19 protein-coding genes are annotated in these 19,101 nt (G+C 68.5%); 4 read left to right on the top strand and 15 right to left on the bottom strand.

What is annotated here, in order from left to right; all coding sequences use genetic code 11:
* Positions 1-45: 45 nt before the first annotated feature.
* A complete protein-coding gene (locus VKQ35_RS01950) occupies positions 46-720 on the top strand; it encodes an HAD family phosphatase (RefSeq protein WP_324358364.1) in 675 nt (224 codons plus the stop codon).
* Here VKQ35_RS01950 and VKQ35_RS01945 read toward each other — a convergent pair.
* Genes VKQ35_RS01945 through hflK form a run of 3 tightly spaced genes read right to left on the bottom strand, consistent with a single transcriptional unit; the run spans position 702 to position 3,332 of the window.
* Positions 702-1,241 carry a GNAT family N-acetyltransferase gene (locus VKQ35_RS01945; protein ID WP_324358363.1) on the bottom strand — a complete coding sequence of 180 codons (540 nt, stop codon included), beginning with the start codon at positions 1,239-1,241 and terminating at the stop codon, positions 702-704. The two genes, VKQ35_RS01950 and VKQ35_RS01945, sit on opposite strands and share 19 nt — an antisense overlap.
* 4 nt (positions 1,242-1,245) lie before the next feature.
* Positions 1,246-2,163, bottom strand: coding sequence for a protease modulator HflC (locus tag VKQ35_RS01940; RefSeq protein ID WP_324358362.1), 918 nt, complete (start codon positions 2,161-2,163; stop codon positions 1,246-1,248).
* Positions 2,160-3,332, bottom strand: a complete 1,173-nt coding sequence (hflK, locus tag VKQ35_RS01935) for an FtsH protease activity modulator HflK (RefSeq protein WP_324358361.1) — start codon at positions 3,330-3,332, stop codon at positions 2,160-2,162. Before hflK ends, VKQ35_RS01940 begins: the two co-directional genes overlap by 4 nt.
* A gap of 135 nt (positions 3,333-3,467) precedes the next feature.
* On the opposite strand from hflK, the gene VKQ35_RS01930 reads away from it, so the two are divergent.
* The gene (locus VKQ35_RS01930; RefSeq protein ID WP_324358360.1) at positions 3,468-4,580 is read left to right on the top strand and encodes an Mrp/NBP35 family ATP-binding protein; all 1,113 of its coding nucleotides are present in this window, start codon (positions 3,468-3,470) and stop codon (positions 4,578-4,580) included.
* A 1-nt stretch (position 4,581) separates the two neighbouring features.
* Here VKQ35_RS01930 and VKQ35_RS01925 read toward each other — a convergent pair whose 3' ends face one another.
* The 7 genes from VKQ35_RS01925 to VKQ35_RS01895 form a co-directional block, all read right to left on the bottom strand.
* Positions 4,582-5,967 (bottom strand): MFS transporter, encoded by a 1,386-nt coding sequence (locus VKQ35_RS01925; RefSeq protein ID WP_324358359.1) that lies wholly within the window; start codon positions 5,965-5,967, stop codon positions 4,582-4,584.
* Positions 5,968-6,105: 138 nt separating this feature from the next.
* Complete coding sequence (locus tag VKQ35_RS01920) at positions 6,106-7,512, bottom strand: MFS transporter (RefSeq protein ID WP_324358358.1); 1,407 nt, start codon at positions 7,510-7,512, stop codon at positions 6,106-6,108.
* Between the two features lie 129 nt (positions 7,513-7,641).
* The gene (locus VKQ35_RS01915) at positions 7,642-8,550 is read right to left on the bottom strand and encodes an SDR family NAD(P)-dependent oxidoreductase (RefSeq protein WP_324358357.1); all 909 of its coding nucleotides are present in this window, start codon (positions 8,548-8,550) and stop codon (positions 7,642-7,644) included.
* 208 nt (positions 8,551-8,758) lie between these two features.
* Positions 8,759-9,733, bottom strand: a complete 975-nt coding sequence (locus VKQ35_RS01910; RefSeq protein ID WP_324358356.1) for an efflux RND transporter periplasmic adaptor subunit — start codon at positions 9,731-9,733, stop codon at positions 8,759-8,761.
* Positions 9,734-9,744: 11 nt separating this feature from the next.
* Positions 9,745-10,494, bottom strand: coding sequence for an ABC transporter ATP-binding protein (locus tag VKQ35_RS01905; protein WP_324358355.1), 750 nt, complete (start codon positions 10,492-10,494; stop codon positions 9,745-9,747).
* Entirely contained in the window at positions 10,491-11,633 is a 1,143-nt protein-coding gene (locus VKQ35_RS01900) for an ABC transporter permease (protein WP_324358354.1), read from the bottom strand. The genes VKQ35_RS01905 and VKQ35_RS01900 overlap by 4 nt, the downstream gene beginning before the upstream one ends.
* 197 nt (positions 11,634-11,830) lie before the next feature.
* Entirely contained in the window at positions 11,831-12,913 is a 1,083-nt protein-coding gene (locus VKQ35_RS01895) for a hypothetical protein (protein WP_324358353.1), read from the bottom strand.
* A gap of 212 nt (positions 12,914-13,125) precedes the next feature.
* Here VKQ35_RS01895 and VKQ35_RS01890 point away from each other — a divergent pair, with 212 nt between their 5' ends.
* Positions 13,126-14,520, top strand: a complete 1,395-nt coding sequence (locus VKQ35_RS01890; RefSeq protein ID WP_324358352.1) for a NupC/NupG family nucleoside CNT transporter — start codon at positions 13,126-13,128, stop codon at positions 14,518-14,520.
* The gene (locus VKQ35_RS01885) at positions 14,517-15,146 is read left to right on the top strand and encodes a glutathione S-transferase (protein WP_324358351.1); all 630 of its coding nucleotides are present in this window, start codon (positions 14,517-14,519) and stop codon (positions 15,144-15,146) included. The genes VKQ35_RS01890 and VKQ35_RS01885 overlap by 4 nt, the downstream gene beginning before the upstream one ends.
* Before the next feature lie 10 nt (positions 15,147-15,156).
* Here the strand turns inward: VKQ35_RS01885 and VKQ35_RS01880 are convergent, their stop codons facing one another.
* From VKQ35_RS01880 to VKQ35_RS01860, 5 genes are all read right to left on the bottom strand, one after another.
* Complete coding sequence (locus VKQ35_RS01880) at positions 15,157-16,245, bottom strand: FAD-dependent oxidoreductase (RefSeq protein WP_324358350.1); 1,089 nt, start codon at positions 16,243-16,245, stop codon at positions 15,157-15,159.
* 31 nt (positions 16,246-16,276) lie between these two features.
* A complete protein-coding gene (locus VKQ35_RS01875) occupies positions 16,277-17,188 on the bottom strand; it encodes an MBL fold metallo-hydrolase (RefSeq protein WP_324358349.1) in 912 nt (303 codons plus the stop codon).
* Positions 17,185-18,192: an MsnO8 family LLM class oxidoreductase gene (locus VKQ35_RS01870; RefSeq protein WP_324358348.1), complete on the bottom strand. Its 1,008-nt coding sequence runs from the start codon at positions 18,190-18,192 to the stop codon at positions 17,185-17,187. Before VKQ35_RS01870 ends, VKQ35_RS01875 begins: the two co-directional genes overlap by 4 nt.
* A 4-nt stretch (positions 18,193-18,196) precedes the next feature.
* Positions 18,197-18,553, bottom strand: coding sequence for a GFA family protein (locus tag VKQ35_RS01865; RefSeq protein WP_324358347.1), 357 nt, complete (start codon positions 18,551-18,553; stop codon positions 18,197-18,199).
* Between the two features lie 74 nt (positions 18,554-18,627).
* Positions 18,628-19,101, bottom strand: coding sequence for a PaaI family thioesterase (locus VKQ35_RS01860; protein WP_324358380.1), 474 nt, complete (start codon positions 19,099-19,101; stop codon positions 18,628-18,630).

Here is a 19,101-nt window from a genome sequence, read left to right as displayed (position 1 = left end):
CGGGCTTGAGTTGGCGCGGGCCGCCGACTCCGCTTAGTCGGCGCCATGAGTTTTCCCCGAACCGTGAAAGCTGTCGTCTTCGATATGGACGGCCTGCTGGTCGACACCGAGACGGTGATCTTCCGCGCTATGCAGCACGTGGCAGGCGGCCTGGGCGGCGAGCTGCCCTTCGCGACGTTCCAGCGAATGGTCGGCCTGCAGGACGCCGCCAGCAACCAGATCGTCGTCGATCACTTCGGCGAGGGGTTCGATCTGGCGGCCTGGACCAAGGCGGTCCGCGCCCACAGCCACGAGCAGATGGCGGCGGGCGTGGCCTTGAAGGCCGGGGTCGTGGAGATCCTCGACTATCTGGCTGAGGCCGGTTTGCCTTGCGCGATCGCCACCTCGTCCAGCCTGGCGTCGGTGCAGCGCAACCTCACGCCCGGCGGCCTGATCGACCGCTTCGCCGCCCTGATCACCAAGGAGGTCCAGGAGCAGGGCAAGCCGCACCCCGAGCCGTTCCTGAAGGCCGCCGCGGCGCTTGGCGTCTCGCCGCAGGACTGCCTGGCCCTGGAGGACAGCCACAACGGCGTGCGCTCGGCGTCCTCGGCGGGGATGATGACGGTGATGGTGCCCGACATGCTCGACCCCACCGAGGAGATGCGCACGCTGACGGTGCGGATCGCCCGCGACCTGCACGAGGTCCGCGAACTCCTGGAAGCTCAGAGGTCGATCCAATAGCGGCGGCCCCGATCGCCCTCGACCCAGGGATTATCGACCTCGGCTTCCAAAACGCCGCCGTTCTTCTCGATCACCCGGATCGAGCCTTGGTTCGCATTGCTGACCGTGAGCAGGACCCGTTTCAGCGGCAGGTTGGCGCGCACAAAATCGAGGGTTTGGGCCAGCATGGCGCTGGCGTGGCCCTGCCGCCGCGCGGAAGGCCGCACGGCGTAGCCGATGTGGCCGCCCCAGCTCTCCAGGATCTCGTTGAGCTCGTGCCGGATGCCCACCGAACCCAGGAAGGTCGAGCCGTCCACGTACCAGAGGTCGGTCGCCGGCACCCGCTGGCCGAGCGTCCCGTCGGGCAGCACCACCTGGCGCGGCGGATGGTTCACCTGACGGACGAACCATTCCGGCTCCCGCTCGACCTGGGCGATCTCGCCAGCCGTGGTCGGTCGCAGATTGTCACGCGAATAGCCTTCCCGCATCGCCTCGATGAGGCTTGGGACATAGGCCAGTTCCGCCCGGACGAGGCTCGGCATCGGCTCAGCGCTTGGCGGCCGCGCCACCGCCGCTCGGGCCTTGTTCGAAATATTTGAAGAAGGCGCTGTCGGGGGCGAGGATCATGGTCGTGTCGCCCTGGCCGAGGCCCGCCTCATAGGCCAGCATCGAGCGGTAGAAGGCCGCGAAACCGGGGTCCTTGCCGTAGGCCTGGGCGAAGATGCGCGTGCGTTGCGCATCGCCTTCGCCGCGGGTGGTTTCGCCCTGTTGCTGAGCGTTGGCGAGCGTGATCGTCACTTCCTTGTCGGCGGCGGCGAAGATCTCGCGCTTCTGCTGTTCGCCATTGGCGCGGGTTTGGGCGGCGATCTGCTGACGCTGCGTCTGCATGCGGCGATAGACGGCCGCCTGGGTCGCGCCGGGCGGCAGGTCGACGCGCTTGATGCGCAGGTCGATGACCTGGATGCCCAGCTGGGATTCCTTGGCGCGCTTCGCCACGTCGAGCTTCGATTGCTGCATGAGCACGTCGCGCTTGCCGGAGATGATCTCGTCCGTCGTGCTCGACCCCAGCACCTGACGGAGCGAGGAATTCACCAGGCGCTCCAGCCGATCCTGAGCCGTGTGCTCGTCGCGCAGCGTCCGGTAATACTGCAGCGGGTCGGCGATGCGGTAGCGAAGGAAGGCGTCGACCACCAGGCGTTCCTGGTTGCCGTCGACGATCTCTTCCTGGTCGGCTTCGAGGGCCTGGTTGCGGCGATCGAAGGTGACCACGTTTTCCAGGAACGGCTGCTTGAAATTGAGGCCCGCGCCGCCCTGGCCGGGCGCGTGGATCACCCGCTCGGGCTGGCCGAAACGCAGCACGACGGCTTCCTCCCGCTGCTCGACGATGAACAGGGAATTGGCGACAACGATCAGGCCGACGAAGATGAGGATCGCATAGACGATCAGCGGCGTTGAACGGCTCATGGCTGGCCTCCCGGCGCCGGAGCCTGTGGTTGCGCGGGCGGGGCCTGGGCGGCCGGCGGGGCGGCGTTGGGGCCACCGCGCGGGCGGAAGACGTCGGCCGGCAGGATCACCGGGGCGGTCACGCCCTTGCCGGAGATCACCACCTTGTTGGAATGGGCGAGCACGCGCTCCATGGTCTCCAGATAGAGCCGTTCGCGGGTCGCCTCGGGCGCACGCTTGTATTCGCCGTAGATCGAGTTGAAGCGGGCGGCGTCGCCGGTCGCGGTGCGCACCGACTGCTCGCGGTAGCCCTGCGCGGATTGCAGGATCTTGGCCGCGTCACCCTTGGCCTCCTGCACCACGCGGTTGCGGTAGGCGTCAGCCTCATTGACCGCGGAGTCGCGGTCCTGCTCGGCGCTCTGCACGTCGCGGAAGGCGGCGACCACCTCCTGCGGCGGGTTCACGTTGCGGATCTGCACCTCGACCACGGTGACGCCGGCGCCCCAGGAATCGAGCGTCTTCTGCATGAGTTCGGCGGTGGCCAGCTGCACCTGGCCCCGGCCGTTGGTCAGGATGACGTCGAGAGGCGTCTTGCCGATTACCTGGCGCATGGCGCTCTCGGCGACGGCCTTCACCGCGTCGTCCGGCGCACGGGTGGAGAAGACGAACTGCGCGGCGTTGGAGACGCGCCAGGTGACGCTGAAATCCAGGTCGACGATATCCTGGTCGCTGGTGAGCATCAGGCTCTCCTGCGGGATGTCGCCGTCGGCGGTTCCGGACCCGCCGATGTCCAGGCGGTTCAGCGAGGTGACCGCCACCTTCTCCACATGTTCGATCGGGCTCGGCAGATGATAGCGCAGGCCCGGCGCCTCGACCCGGTCGAACGCGCCGAAGCGGGTGACCACGGCCTCCTCGTTGGACGCCACCTGATAGATGCCGCTGAGCGCCCAGAGCGCGAAGGCGGCCGCGGCGATGGCGGCGATGGCGCCTGGGCGCACGCCCTGTCCCGGGCCGCCCAGGAGGCCGCGCATGCGGCGGCCCAGATCGTTGAGGCCGGCGTTCAGGTCCGGGCCGCCTGGCCGGCGGGGTCCGCCGCCGCCCGGGCGCTTGGGCGGATCCTTGCCGCCGCCGTCATCGCCCGAAGGCGGAGAGCCCCAGGGGCCGGGATTGGCGTTGTCGTTCCAGGGCATTGGCCGGGTCGGTCTTTGTTCTGTGCTTTTGACTTGAAGCTTGTTGTGGTCGATCCGGCCGCGGCGGGCGTGTAAACCGGCGCAGTCCTGACCGGATATGAGACCCAACAGGGGTCAAAGCAAGCTTAAGGCGTCATGAGCGAACAGCCCGCCCCGAATCGAGACGAAATCCTGGCCGCGCTGGACCGCGTGGAGGACCCCAGGACCGGCAAGGGCCTGACCGCGGCCGGGTTGGTGCGGGGTCTGACGATCCGGGGCGCCAAGGCGGCGTTCATGCTGGAGATCCCGGCCACCGAGACCGCCCGCTACGCCCCGGTCCGCGAGGCGGCCGAACGCGCCATGGCGGCCGTCGCCGGCGTCGCCACCGCCCAGGTGGTGCTGACCGCCGAGACGGCGGGGCCGCAGGTGAACCTGCGCGTCACGCCGCGCCGGCCCACCGCGCGGGTGCAGGAAGACCCGCAGGCGAAGCTATCGCCCATGGCCGAGGCCGAGCGCCCGGCCTTCGTCGGCAAGGTGATCGCCATCGCCAGCGGCAAGGGCGGGGTCGGCAAGTCGACGGTCTCGGTGAACCTGGCGGCGGCCTTCGCGCGCCTGGGCCTGAAGGCGGGGCTGCTGGACGCCGACATCTATGGCCCGTCCGCACCGCACATGATGGGCATCAGGGACGAGCCGACCTTCGATGAGGACAAGCGGCTGATCCCGCTGATGGCCTGGGGCGTGAAGGTCATGTCCATCGGCTTCATCGTCGAGGACGGCACGGCCAACATCTGGCGGGGGCCGATGGCGTCCTCGGCGCTGCGTACCCTGATGAACAGCGTCTGGGGGACGGAAGCTGATCCGCTGGACGTGCTGATCATCGACCTGCCACCCGGCACCGGCGACATCCAGCTGACGCTGGTTCAGCGGCTGCAGCTCGACGGGGTGGTGATCGTCTCGACGCCGCAGGAGATCGCGCTGATCGACGCGCGGCGCGGCGCGACGATGTTCCGCAAGACCGGCGCCTCGATCCTGGGCGTGGTGGAGAACATGGCCTGGTTCTCCGACCCCACAAGCGGCGCGCGCATCCACATCTTCGGCGAGGGCGGCGCGGCCAGGGAGGCCCAGGCGCTGGGCGTGCCCCTGCTGGGCCAAGTGCCGATAGAGGTCGCCGTGCGTCAGTCCGGCGACGACGGCGCGCCGCTCGTCGCCACCCATCCCGACAGCCCGGCGGCGCACGTCTTCATGGACATCGCGCGCCGCCTGCTCTGAGCTATTCGGCCGCGGCGATCTTTTCGCCGGGCCCGCCCAGCGCCTCCAGGCTGGCGGCGTAGTCCTTCGCGTCAAGTTCCTCCAGCGCGGTGCGGATCTCGTTCTGCCGCTTGGCGTCGAGCTTGTAGCCGACCAGGCAGACCGACCCGACGACGACCAGGATGATGGGCGCGAAGACGTAGCAAATCTCCAGGCCCCGGATGGCTTCCGGCGTGTTGTGATAGCCGGGCTTGGCCACATAGTGGAACAGGTCGAGGATCGGATAGATGATCGCCACCGCCAGCGACGAACCGAGCTTCTGCGTCAGCGTCACCAAGGCATAGAGCACGCCCGAGCGCTCCTGGCCGGTGGTGAGCCTAAGTTCGTCGGCGACGTCCGCCACCATGGCGCGGATCAGCACGATGAAGGCCGCCGCGCAGAAGCCGACGCTGAACATGCTGAGGAAGGTCGGCCAGAACATGCCGGCCGGGACCAGCATCAGGATCGTCTGGAAAATCGCATAGCAGACGCCGGCCACCTGCACGGTGCGGTGCTTGCCGAGGCGCTGGGCGATCTTCGCCCAGATCGGGGCCGCCAGGATGCCCGCCGCGCCATAGGGGATCAGCAGCAGGCCGACGTTGGCGGGCGTGAAGCCCTTTGCCTCGTGGAAGAAGAACAGATAGATCGGCGCGCTCGCGCCCGGGCCCAGGATCAGGAACAGGTCCGCCGCCACCAGCCGGAACATCGACGGGTTGGTGATCACCGCGAAGTAGTCCTTGAGCGTGTTGCGCTCCTTGGCCGCCACGGGCGTCGAGCGTTCCGGCGTCGAGAAGAAGGCGATGACCACCGCGACCGTGCTGACCGCCATGATGATCCAGCCGATGGTCGGGATGCTGCCCGGGTCGGCGGGCGCGATCTTGCCGTTGGTCAGCTTCGGCAACAGGCCCAGGAACGACGAGCCGGCCACGCCGACGCCCAGCATCCAGCCGAACATCCGCGAGCGCTCGTGGTACTTGCCGCTGATCGTCGCGGCCCAGGCCGAGTGCCCGAGCACCAGCATCGAATAGGCGACATAGAGCAGGATGTACCAGACAAAGAGGTAGGTGGTGTCGGGGTTCGCCGGCGGGTTGAACACCTTGTAGACCGACAGCCACAGCACCGGCAGGCCGGCCAGATACCAGGGCCGATAGCGGCCGAGCGGCGTGCGGGTCTTGTCCATCAGCCAGCCCAGGGCAATGTCGAGCCCCAGGTCGGCGAGCCGCAGCAGGCCGATGGTCGCGCCGATGACGGTGAGGGTGACGCCCATCTTGCCGGCGTAGAACGGCGGCAGATAGACGCCGGTCATCGAGATCAGCATGTAGGCAGGGATGCTGCCGAGGGAGAAGGCGAGCAGCCGCGGTAGCGGCATCCGGCCCACGGGGGCCCCCGAGCTTACAGTCACTGTGCGTCTCCCAATATGACTAGGTCACCCTCTGATGGGGTGGTTATCCAAGCAGGGAAGCCCGTAGATTTCGGACGCGCAAGGGCTTTTGGGCGCCGCGGACGGTCACGAGCCCGAGACCGCGACCTCTCCCGACCCGGTCAAACCCTGGATCACCGGGGCCTCGTCGTAGGCGGCGTCGCGCGCGTCGAGCTGGCGGCGAATGTCGGCGTGGCGTTCGGCCGACAGCTTGTAGCCGAGGAAGCAGGCGCCTCCGAGCATCACGAAGACGATCGGGCCGATGGCGTAGGCGAGCTCCAGGCCGCGAATCTGCGCGGGTCCGTTCACCGCATGCTCGGCCGGATTGTAGCCCACCAGGTCCAGCACCCAGAAGGTCAGGGTGACCGCGAACGCGCCGGCCGCCTTGGTGGTGCCGCTGGTCATCGCGTAAAGCAGGCCGATCTGATGCTGGTCCTTTTCCAGACGGATCTCGTCGCCGATGTCGGCGGTGAGCGAGCGGATCATCACCACGCTGCCGGAGGCGAGCGCACCGGCCAGGAACATCGCCGGCGCGGCGATCGGCACGCTGGCCTTGGGCGACAGGAAGATCACCACCAGCATCAGCGAATAGCCGACGGCGGTCACCGCCAGCGCCCGGTGCTTGCTGACGCGGTTGGCGAGCCAGGCCGTGGCCGGGGCCCCGACCAGTCCGGCGGCGATGTAGAACACCAAGAGCAGGTTGGCCTGCGAGACTGAGAACCCCCGGCTGTCGGTGAAGAAGAACAGGTAGAGCGCGCTCATCCAGGCCGGGCCCATGATGATGAAGAAGTCGGCGGCGATCAGGCGCAGCACATTGGGCCGCGCCAGCAGGCTCGCGTAGTCGGCGAGCCGCACCCGGCTGGTCGCCATATGCTTTAGCGGCTCGGGCGTGCGCAATGTCACGAGCGCGATGGTCACCGGGGCCATGATCACCAGGAACCAGCCGACGGCCTGGATGCCCTGGGCGTCGGTCTTGTGCATGTTGTGGGTGAGGATCGGGATCACCAGGATGGCGATGGCCCCGAGCGTTCCCAGGCCCTGCATGGCGCCGAAGATGCGCGAGCGCTGGGTGTAGCTCGCCGCCAGCGCCGCCGCCCAGGCGTTGGCCGCCAGCAACAGCAGCGACATGCCCAGGTACATGATCAGCAGCCACAACAGCAGATAGCCGCGAGATGCGCCCACCGGCGCCTCGTACATCATGTAGATCGCCGCCATCAGCACCGGCGCGCCCAGCATCATCCACGGCCGGTAGCGGCCGAGCGGCGTGCGCGTGCGGTCCATCACCAGGCCCAGGAACGGGTCTAGCGGGATGTCGATCAGCCGGATCAGGCCGAACACGCCGCCGACCGCCAGGCCCAGGCCGATATGGCGGGCGAAGTAGTTGGGCACCTGCACCGCCACCGAGGTGTTGAGCGCCGAGAACGGCAGGTAGCAGCAGGCGAAGGTGAGGATGGAGCCCAGCGACAGGGGCGCACTCGCGGCGGATTTGGCCAAACGCAAACCTCCTCGACGCCGCGCCTCTGGCGGGTGCGGTCAGCGGAGAAGGTTACGCGCGCGGGGCCTCAGCCGCGCAAGTGGATTCGGCGTAATGTCGCTCGCGGAGCGCCGCTCCGGGAACGGGCGTCAGCCGCCCTGCAGCTTGCGGAAGAACTTGCCCGTCTGTTCGCCGCCGGCCTGATAGGCCTGCTGGCCGGCCGGGTCGGTGATCTTGCTCCAGTTGTCGCGGACCTCTTCCACCGACAGCCCGCCTTCGCCCAGGTAGACGCCCTCGGTCTCGACGATGCGGGCGAGCGCAAAGGCGCCGGCGCCGGCGGTCATGATGCAGCCGGTGGGCGCCTCCTCCGAGCAGAGGAACACCACGCCCGGCGTCACATATTCCGGCTTCAGGCGGTCGAAGATCTCCTGCGGCATGCCGAGGTTCTCGGTCATCCGCGTGGCGGCGACGGGGCTCACGGCGTTGACGTGGATATTGTTCTTCTGACCCTCGAGCTTCAGCGTGTTCATGAAGCCGACGATGCCGAGCTTGGCGGCGCCATAGTTCGATTGGCCGAAGTTGCCATAGAGGCCGGAGGACGAGGTCGTGCAGACGATGCGCCCGTAGTTCTGCTCGCGCATGATCTCCCAGACGGCCTTGGCCGGCTTCACCGTGCCCAGCAGGTGGACGTTCAGCACGAACTCGAAGTCGGCGATCTCCATCTTGGCGAAGGTCTTGTCGCGCAGCACGCCGGCATTGGCGACCAGGATGTCGATGCGGCCCCAGGCGTCCATGGCGTGCTTGACCATCAGGGCGACGCCGGCGTCGTCGGTCACCGAGGAGCCGTTGGCGATGGCTTCGCCGCCGAAGGCCTTGATCTCTTCCACCACGGCGTTCGCCGCGTCCGAGCCGCCGCCGGAGCCGTCGACCGACCCGCCCAGGTCGTTGACCACCACCTTGGCGCCGCGCCGGGCGAGCTCAAGCGCGTGCTGGCGGCCGAGGCCCCCGCCGGAGCCGGTGACAATGGCCACTTTGCCGTCGAAGCGGATGTCCGCCATGGGGAGTCCTCTCTGGAGAAGCGCTGGAATTCGGCGCGCCTTGTGCGGCGCGGCGCGGGAGGCGTCAAGGCGGCTGACGGAACAGGTAAGGGGCGCCCGACAGGCCGGGTTGGCGGCGGCCTGCCGAACGCCCCTATCTCGCGCCTGGGTGCGCGAGCCTTTTGCCGGCGGCCCGAAAATCCCCGGGCGCCGGCGACACCCCTGCGGCCTATCCCACCGCCGGGGTGTTCGCCTGGGCCTGCTGCTGGGTGCGCATGAACTTCACCAGCACCCGCTGGCCGATCAGGAAGGGCGCGCCGTCGGTGGCGACGACCACTTCGACGACGCGTTCGTCGGTGCGTTCGGTCGGATCGTCCGACTGCAGCTTGCGGGCGCCGAACACCGCGGCGCGGCGCAGCACCTTGCCCTGCACCACCTTGGCCGGATCGGCTTCGGGCGAGAGCTGCACGTTCTGGCCGATCAGCACGAAGGGGAGCGCGCTCTCGGAGATCTCGGCGCGGACGATGCGGTTGGCCTTGGGCTCAAGGTCGAACATGTTGGAGACGTTGAGCGTCGAGGCGCCGGCGCCCGGATTGGCGTAGCGGCGCACGATGCGGCCGTCGGCCGGGGCGCGGATGATGGTCAGCTCCTGATTGTACTGCGCCTCGTTCAGCTTGGCCTGATAGGTGGCGATGGCGGCGTTCTGCGCCTCCAGCCCGGCTTCGGACTGGCGGATCGCATCCTGCGCCTGGTCCACCTGCTGGCGGGCCGCGAAGTTCTTCTCGATCAGCGGCTGCAGGCGGTTGAACTCGCGCTTGGCGGTCGAGATCTGCACCTGCAGCAGGGCGACCTGGGCCTTGGCCTGGCGCAGTTCCGCGGCGGCTTCGTCGGCGGCCAGGCGCGGCTGTTCGTCCTCCAGGCGGGCCAGAATCTGGCCTTTCTTCACGTCGTCGCCTTCCTGCACCAGCACCTCACGGACGATGCCCGAGGTGCGGGCGGCGACCTGGATCACGCCGCCTTCCACGTCGGCCTTGCCGTTGGCGATGGCGACGTAGGGGCTCTTGGGCGCGTTGGCGGCGGCGACCTTGGCGGCCTGGGTCTTCTTGGCGGCGGCCTGGCTGTTCCAGAAGACGCCGCCGGCGGCGACCATCACGACGAGGACGGCGACGAACCAGACGATACGGTTACGGGCGAGGGCAAGCATGACGATGGTCCTTAGGCCCCGGCGAATTCGGGGTGGTGGTGATGGGGTTCGGGCGTCGACAGGGGGTCAGCGCGCCGGTCGTCGAGAATGTGACCGTCCTCGATGTGGATGATGCGGTCGGCGTAGGCTTCCAGCCTGGGGTCGTGGGTGACGACGACGACCGCGGCGCCGAACGACTTGGCGGCGCGCTGCAGGAGCTTGATCACCACCTGGCCGTTCTCGCCGTCCAGCGCGCTGGTCGGCTCATCGGCGAACAGCAGCTGCGGGTCCTTGGCGAGCGCGCGGGCGATGGCCACGCGCTGCTTCTCGCCGCCGGACATTTCGGAGGGGCGCGAGTTCATACGCATCTCCAGGCCGACCTCGGTGAGCGCGATCGCCGCCTTGTGGCGGGCCTCGGAGCGGGAGAAGCCCTTGTATTTCAGGATGATCTCCACCTGCTGGCGCGCGGTCAGCGCCGGGAACAGGTTGAAGCCCTGGAAGATGAAGCCGCAGTGGTCGAGCCGGAAGCGGTCGATCTTGTTGGGCTTCAGCGCCCAGATGTCCTGGCCCATGGCGCTGACCGACCCGGCGTCGGGCCGCAAGAGGCCGGAGAGTGCGGCGACCAGGGTCGACTTGCCCGAGCCCGACGGGCCCATCACCATGGTCACTTCGCCGTGCAGGGCCTCGAAGTCGACCGACTTCAGCACCTCGATGTGGGTGCGCCCGGTCTTGAAGCGCTTCGCGAGGCCTTTGGCCACCAGGGCAGGTTGGGAAGAGCTCATCGCAGCAGGTCCGCAGGTTGGCTTTTCTTGAGGATGCCCAGGGAGAAGAGCCCCGAGAGGATCGAGATGGCGGCGAGCAGGATCACCACAGTGATCACCCAGGGCAGCGGGAAGCCCATCGGCATGCCCATGCTGCTGCCCAGCAGATAGACGAGGAAGGTGAAGACGCCGGTGGCGATCAGGCCGGCCACGCCGACCCACAGCGACAGCTCGAAGACGATGGCGCTGAGCGAGCGCATGGAGACGCCGAGGGCCCGCAGGCTGGCGAACTCCTTGATGCTGGCCAGGATCGCGCCGCGCAGGGTCTGCGAGGTGATGCCGACCCCGATCAACAGGCCCAGGAACAGCGAAAAGCCCAGGAAGATGCCGATGATCTGCTCGCCCATCAGGGCCTTTTCATTGGCCGCGGCGAGGTCCGGCTTGCTCCAGGCCTTGTAGGCGCCGTGGCTGGCGGCGTTCAACTCGTCGCGGACCTGCAGGGCCTTTGTCGGATCCTTCAGGCGCACCATCAGGGGACCGGTCTTGCCGTTCTTCGGGCCCATGCCCAGCAGCCGAAGCGTGTCGCGCGACATGTAGACGGTCGGCTGATCGACGTTGGGGTAGTTTTCCAGCACGCCGCGCACGTGCACGGTCTTGCCGCCGAGCGTCGCGGTGGCGCCCAGATGGGTGCCGAGCCGCGCCAGCGCGGTCTTGTCCATGATCACCGCATAGGGCTCGAGCAGGGCGAGCCGGATCGATTCCGGATAGTCGATCGGCAGGGTGACCGAGCCCGGCGTCGGGTCGACGTCGAAGGTGTTGACGAAGGTGGTCACGGCCTTCTTGCCGGGCTCCGGTGTATTGACCCAGCGCGCGCCGTCGCCGTCGAGGCTCTCGACCTCGGTGACCTGCGGGTTGAGGTAGATCAGCGGCTGGATGCGCTCGGGCAGGCCATTGGGGCCGGAATTGATCAGGCTGTCGTTCTTAGGCGCCAGGATCATGATGTCCGCCCGCGAGCGGTCGATCGAAGCGGTGATGCCCTTCACGATGCCGGTGAACATGCCGACCTGGGCCAGGATCAGCAGGCCCGAGAAGGCGAGCGCGACCATGGCGGCGCTGTAGCGCTTCCACTCGTAAAGCAGCGTGGCCAGAGCCAGCGACATGGAGGTCCCTCCCGTTCGAGCGCCAGGTGGTCCCGCCGCCGCCAGGGGGCCAGTCAAATCCCGGTAGCAGGGACGCAACAGCCGACCTTTCGCGAGCGTGGGAGGCGCTCAATGACAAGGAGACGCGAGGGCGTCGCGTCAGATGCGATCCGCCCGATTAAACCTTTGTAATCCGCCGCCGGAAGGCGCCCGGCCGGCTACTGGCCGGGCTTGGCCTTCTCCGGAATGGGCGTGCCGAAGATGCCGGGGCCCATGGACGGCTTGATGCCCTGGGCCTCCTGGCTGCGCGCGCCGCCCAGGATGCCGGCCATGGCGTAGTTGCCCTCGTGGCAGGCGTATTCGTAGACGTGCTCCTGGCGCGCGTTCAGGCTCTCCTCCGCGCGCCAGGCTTGCGTGTAGTAGACCGGGTCCTCGACCTGGAACTCGTAGAAGATCTGGGTCGCTGAAGAGCGCGTGAATTTCTCCGTCACATGGCCCTTGTCCGACAGGAAGATCGGGCCGCCGCGGCCCTCCTGCGGGTTCACATTGACGGTGTCGACCACCAGGGTGTCGCCGTCCCACCAGCCGACGGAGTCGCCCAGCCACGGCGCCATGGTCGCCGGGCGGTGGTGCGCGATGGCCTCGGCCTTTGACTTGAACAGCGGGATGACGCGGGCGTCGTGGACCATCTCCACGTCGATGACGATGGCGTCGGGCGTCTCCACGATCTGATAGTTGTTGTTGTAGATCGTGTTCAGCATGCCGGGACCGCCGGCCCCGGTGAAGCCGATCAGGCAGCGCTCCGGCAGCGGCAGGTATTCCGGCCCGGCGAACAGGTGGTTGGCCCGCTCGGCGCGGAAGGCGGTGAGCAGCTTGCGGCCGGCCTCGGATAGCGGCAACTGGCCGTTGGCCGGCTCGACGATCCACGAGGTGCGGAACTGCCCCTTCACATTGGCCAGGCTCTTGCCCGGGTCGATCCAGAAGGTGTTGTAGCCGCGGTCGTTGTTGCCGTCCTTGAGCAGGTTGTCGTTCAGGTTCGACGGGCCTTCCTCGGCCTCGGCAAGCTTTTCGAAAGGGCTCTCCTTGGCGAGCTTGGCGGCCTGGGCCTGGTCGACCACCAGCGAGCCCACGCCCGGCGCGCGCGTCAGGTTTGTCACCGAGGCGTTGGACCAGACGCCGGTGAGGTCGGGATGGCCGGAACTGGTGCGCGGTGGGCTGTAGGCCTTCTCAGCCGCCTGGGCGGCGCCGGCCGCCGCCAAAGCACACGCTACCATCGCAGCGATCGAGACGCCCTTGCCCATAGCCCTGCTCCCTTGCGCGGGCGCTCTCGCGATAGGCCGGGCGCCCGTCCGTTTTGAGCCACAGAGTCTAGCAGAGTCCGCAGGGTTCCGCAGGCTGCAATCTTGCGCGCACCCACCTTGCACAGATCGGGCTTCTGCCGCTCTATCGCCGGTTTGGGGGCCGCGAGACTCAAGTTTGCAGACTTGGGCGCGGCGGAGGGGATCGCGGTTTGATGTTCCGTCTTGAGAATGCGCAGAGCCTGGTGGGCGTCGCTCTGGCGATCGGCCTTTGCTGGGCGCTGTCGGAGGACCGCCGCCGGTTCCCGTGGAAGCTGGCCATCGGCGCGGTGCTGGTGCAGGCGGCGCTGGTGCTGGCGCTGTTCGGCCTGCCAGCGCTGCGCTCCGCCCTGCAGGGCGTCGGCCATGCGGTGGACGGGCTATCGGCCTCGACCCAGGCCGGCGTCGCCTTCGTGTTCGGCTTTCTGGCCGGCACGCCGAACCAGCCCTATGCGCTGACCGACCCGGGCTCGCTGTTCGTCTTCGCCTTCCGCGTGCTGCCGGTGATCCTGGTGGTCTGCGCGCTGGCGGCGCTTCTGTGGCACTGGCGGATCCTGCGCTGGATCACCCAGGGCTTCGGCATCGTTTTCGAAAAGACCATGGGCCTGCGCGGGCCGCCGGCGCTGGCCACCGCCGCCACCGTCTTCATGGGCCAGGTGGAAGGCCCGATCTTCATCCGCAGCTACCTGCCCAGGCTCTCGCGGTCGGAGCTCTTCATGCTGATCGCGGTCGGCATGAGCTGCGTCTCCGGCTCGACCATGGTGGCCTATGCGACGATCCTGAAGGACGTGCTGCCCAACGCCGCCAGCCACGTGCTGACCGCCTCGATCATCTCCGCCCCGGCGGGTATCCTGCTGGCCCGCATCCTGGTGCCGCGGATGCCGGAAACCGAGGTCTCCGAACCGCTGAGCCCCGAGGAGGACAAGGTCTACGAAAGCTCGGTCGACGCGCTGATCAAGGGCACCAGCGACGGCCTTTCCATCGTGCTCAACATCGCAGCCACGCTGATCGTGTTCGTCGCCCTGGTGGCGATGGTCAACGGCATCCTGGGGATGATCCCGCCGGTGGGCGGCGCGCCGATCTCGGTGGAGCGCATCCTGGGCTTCGTCTTCGCGCCGCTGGCCTGGGCGCTCGGCATCCGCTGGGCCGATGCGCCGACGGCGGGCTCGCTGCTGGGCGTGAAGCTGGTGCTGACCGAGTTCACCGCCTTCATCCGCATGGGCGCGATCCCGGCCGGCGCCATCGACGAGCGGACGCGGGTGATCATGACCTATGCGCTGTGCGGCTTCGCCAACATCGCTTCGGTGGGCATCAATGTCGCCGGCTACTCGGTGCTGGTGCCCGAGCGCCGCGCCGAAATCATGGGCATGGTCTGGAAGGCGATGATGGCCGGCTTCCTGGCCACCTGCCTGACCGCGTCCGTGGTGGGCTTCATGCCAAGCGAACTATTCGGCCACGAACCGCCGCCGCCCGCCAGGCCCGCGCCGCCGGTGCTGCAGCCGACGCTGGCGCCCAATCCGGCCGCGGCCACCGACACGACCTCCCCCACAGCCGCTCCGAGCAAGCCATGAAACTCTACGACACCCTACTCGCCCCCAATCCGCGCCGGGTCCGCTGGTTCATGGCCGAGAAGGGCATCGACGACATCGAGGTCATCACGCTGAACCTGATGCAGGGCGAGCAGCGCGCGCCGGACTATGTGGCCAAGGCCGGCCTGCCGGTGGTGCCGGCTCTGGAGCTCGACGATGGGACCACCATCGGCGAGTCCGTCGCCATCTGCCGCTATCTGGAGAGCCGCTACCCGGAGCCGAACCTGTTCGGCCGTGGACCCGAGGAGACCGCCATCATCGAGATGTGGCTGCGCCGCGCCGAGCTGATGGTGGCGCATCCGATGATGATCGGCGTGCGCCACACCCATCCGGCGATGGCGGCGCTCGAGCAGCAGAACGCCGCCGTCGGCGAGCACAGCCGCGACAGCGCGCTGAAGGCGCTGAAGTTCTTCGACCGCCGGCTTGCAGGCCGCGACTGGATCGCCGCCGAGCGGATCACCATCGCCGACGTCGTGGCCTTCATCGGCCTGGACTTCGCTCGGATGATCAAGGTGAAGCCGCCCGAGGACCTGACTAACGTCGTGCGCTGGCACGCCGCCATGTCCGCCCGCCCGGCGGCCAAGGCGGGGATGCCGCAAGCCGCCTGAAGGAGGCCTCCTACTCTCGCAGACCCGCCACGCGCGCCATCATCGGCTGCTGCACGGCGGTCAGGTGGGCGAGGGTGCTGAGGGCCAGGTTGCGCAGGGGGATCAGCAGCGGGTTGGAAAGCTGCACGCCGGCCAACAGCCGCTCGCTGAGCAGGATCCAGCGGCGCCCGACCGGATGCCGCTCGGAGGTGTAGCCATCCAGCGTCCCCTCCGCGAGGCGGCGGACGAAGACGAAGGCGTCCTCGATGCCCAGATTCATGCCGCGCGCGCCGATCGGCGAATGGACGTGGGCCGCATCGCCGCCCAGGAAGACGCCGCCGGTCTGATAGCTGTCGGCCTGGCGCACCGGAATGTGGAAGGTGTCGCTCTGGCTGACTTGCGCGCTCTCGACGCCGGGCAGTTGGCTGAGCGCATCGGACGTATTGGCGACCGCCCGGAACCGCTTGGGGCCGATCGGGATGATGAAGCCCATGTCGCCGTTCCCGTGCAGGTTGGCCATGGCGGTGGCCTCCGGATAGGGCCAGTCCGGGATCGTCGCGTCGGCGATGCTCCACAGGCGCTTGTGGGTGTAGCCGGAGAAGCCGAGGTTCAGCACCTCGCGCACCCGGCTGTGCGCGCCGTCGGCGCCGTACACATAGTCGAAGGTTCCGCCGTGGGCGCCCCTGAGTTCCGCCTCCACCTTGCCGCCGGCCAGGCGGATGTCGGTCAGCTCGACATTCCATTCGGGTCGCACGCCCAGGCTGACGAGCACGTCCTCCATCACCGTCTCGGTCTCGCTCTGCGGCAAGGCCAGCATGAAGTTGAAGCGGTGCGGCAGGCGGCTGATTTGGATTTCGGCCAGCAGGCGGCCCTCGTAGCGGGCCTGGACGCCCTGCATGCGGATGCCCTGGGCCATCAGCCGGTCGGTGACGCCGGTGGGCTCGAGGATTTCCAGGCTGCGCGGATTGATCCCGACCGCCTTGCTGAGCGGCGTCGGGCCTGGGGCCTTGTCGATGATCCGCGGATGGTAGCCGCGCCGGGCCAGCTCCAGCGCCGCGGTCAGGCCGCAGGGGCCGGCGCCGACGATCAGGATCTTCGGACGCGAGGGGGCTTTGGCCATGGTTGAGGCAACGCTCTTCGAAGGCGCCGGTTCAGCCGGCCGGTTTGGGCGCAGGCGGCGCGGGGGTTGGCGTTGGGGGCAGGGGCCAGACGATGAAGTCGTCGTGTTTGTCGCGCACCGGCTTGTCCCCCATCTCGTGAACCGCCGCCTGCAGCTCGAGGAGGTCGGCGTAGGGCAGTTCGAGGCGATGCTCGCTCGGGTGCGCCGGCGCGCGCATCGGGAAATCCTGGCCGGCGGTCGTGGTCATCTCGATATGGGCCCCCAGGATATGGCTGACCTTGCGCGTTCTGGTGAAGGCGACGACGCGGTCGATGCTGTCGCGGTAGGCCGCAAGCTGGTCCGCCGGCACATAGAGGCGGCCCGGATAGAGGGTGTCGCCGGACAGCAGCAGATGCGTCTTCTCGTCGAACAACATGATGTGCGAGGGGTGGTGGCCGGGCGTCGGGACGACGTCGAGCACGCGGCGCCCGAGGTCGAACTTGACGATGTCGCGCGGCCAGTCGGCGATCTTGAAGAAGGCGGCGACCTCGGGCGGAGTCCAGCCAACGACAACGGTGTCCGGCCGGTCCATGAACTCGCCGTCGCCCGAGCGGTGGTCGCCGTGGCTGTGGGTGTGGGCGACCACCAGCGGGATCGAGGCGCGACGATGCGCCTTGAGCCAGTCGGCGATGACGCCGTCGATGGTCGGCCGCACGGCCAGGCCGCCGGCGCCGGTGTCGAGCAACAGCGCCCTGTCCTGACCGAACAGCAGATAGAGGAAGGGCGCCTCGAAGTTGGTCTTCACCGACTGGCGGATGACATAGGTGTCGGCGTCGTAGCGTTGCACCTGCATCTGCGGCTCGGCCGCATGCGTCCCGTCGATCCAGGGCTGGAACAGCGGCGCTGCCAAGGCGGCGGCGGGGAGGGCCAGGACGGCGGCGGCGAGCAGGGTCGCGAACCTCATGCGGCGCTCCGATGGACCTGGGCGATCAGTTCAAGCGAGCGGATGCGCGCGTCAAGGCTGGGGCCGGTGGCCAGGACGAAGACTTCGTCGGCGTCGGCGCGGTGCGCCTTGTCGGCGAGGCGCCCATGGACGGTTGCGGCGTCCGCGGCCAGGGCCTGGCCTTCGACGAGCGCACGGACCGGCGTGCCGGCATGTTCGGCCAGGAAGGTTTCGGCGCTCGCCAGGTCGGTGAACCGCCGCCGGCGGCCGGACAGCATCGAGACGGTGGCCGCGCGGCGCAGCGCATCCTCCGCCCAGGCCTGCTCACTGGTCTCGGCGGCATAGGCGATCAAGGCGATCCCGGCCCAGGGTTCGGCGCTGAGCGCCGAGGGTTGGAAAGCCTTACGGTAGGCCGCCACCGCCGCCCCGCCCTCGGCGCGGGCGATGAACTCGGCGAAGACCATGCCGACGCCCATCTGGCCGGCGAAGATCGCGCTCTCCTCCGAGGTGCAGAGCACGAAGACCTGCGGATGCGACGGGCCGGCGGGACTGGCGTGGATGCCGTGCAGCGGGTGCTCATCGCCGATCGGCGCCTTGCCCGACGCATCAAGCAGCCAACTGGTCAGCAGGTGGAAATACTGCGGGAAGGCCTCCGAGCCCACCGAGCGCAGGGCGCCGCCGGTCCGTGCGTCGGTCCCGAGCGCGCGGCCAAGGCCGAGGTCGATCCGGCCCGGCGCCAAGGCCTCCAGCTCCATGAACACCTCGGCGACCTTCAACGGCGAGTGGTTCACCAGCATGACGCCGCCGGACCCCAGCCGGATGGTGCTGGTCGCCTGGGTCAACGCCGCGATCAGGATCTCCGGGGCGGGCGAGCCGAGGGCTGCGATATTGTGATGCTCCGCCAGCCACAGGCGGTGATAGCCGACGCGCTCGGCGGCGCGGGCGACCTCGATCGTCTGGCGCACGGCCTCAGCCTGCGTGGCGTCGCCGGTGACCGGCGACAGGTCGAGCGCGGAGAGGATCACCCGGCTACTCGTCCAGGTACTTCCAGGTGTCCGCCCCATCGAACTGGCGGATGCGGATCGCGGGCCAGTCGAGCCCGTCGACCAGCCGCGCGTTGATGGCCATCCGCTCCTGGGCGCCGTCGAGACTCTGCCAGTGGGTGGCGACGCCGCAGGTCTTGCAGCGGTGGAAGGCCAGCATGCGGTCGCCCCAGACGTAGGGCTGAGTGGACCCCGCCTTGGGCATGCCCACCTCGGCCGGCGAATAGTAGGCCCAGCGGGCGGCGAGCTTGCGGCAGATCGAGCAGTTGCACTCCGTCACCGTGTGCGGCGCGGCGGGCGCCGTCAGCTTCACGGCCCCGCAATGGCAGGCGGCCTCGATCATCCTGGTCCTCCGTACCCGTCCATAGGGGGACAAGGCGGCAAGGCCTGTCCAGTCCCCTTATCTTGGGCGGATATCTAGGAACGCCGGGTGGTCTTTTTGAGGACGGAGGAGAAACTCATCATCGGCGCGCCGCCGTCCGAGGCGTTGGTGATGATCCCGCGCAGGAAGACCATGCTGCGGCCGGCCTTCACCACCTCGCCGCGGCATTCCACCAGATCGCCGACCCCGCAGGTGCCGACGAGTTCGGCGTTGAAGGTGGCGGTGACGCTGCTCTGGCCCTCGATGGCGTCGCGGGCGATCCAGAAGAGGGAGAAGTCGGCGAAGGTCATGACGCAGCCGCCATGCATGAACATGCCGCCGTTCATGTGCTTGTGCTCGGCGCGGAAGGCGCTGAGCCGGCGGCCCTCCTTGTCGATGCGGCAATAGAACGGCCCGGCCAGATCCTCGAACGGATCGCCGCCCGGATACTGGTTCCAGCCGGCCCACTCGCCCTCGGTGATGGTGACCATCTTGGAGGTGTAGTTGGTGTCGAGTTCGCCGCCGTCCAT

Origin of the sequence: Phenylobacterium sp. (genome assembly GCF_035309685.1) — a bacterium.
In the GTDB taxonomy this organism is placed as follows: Bacteria; Pseudomonadota; Alphaproteobacteria; order Caulobacterales; family Caulobacteraceae; genus Phenylobacterium.
Note: the sequence above shows the minus strand (reverse complement) of the source record. Positions and strands in the feature narration are given on the sequence as shown.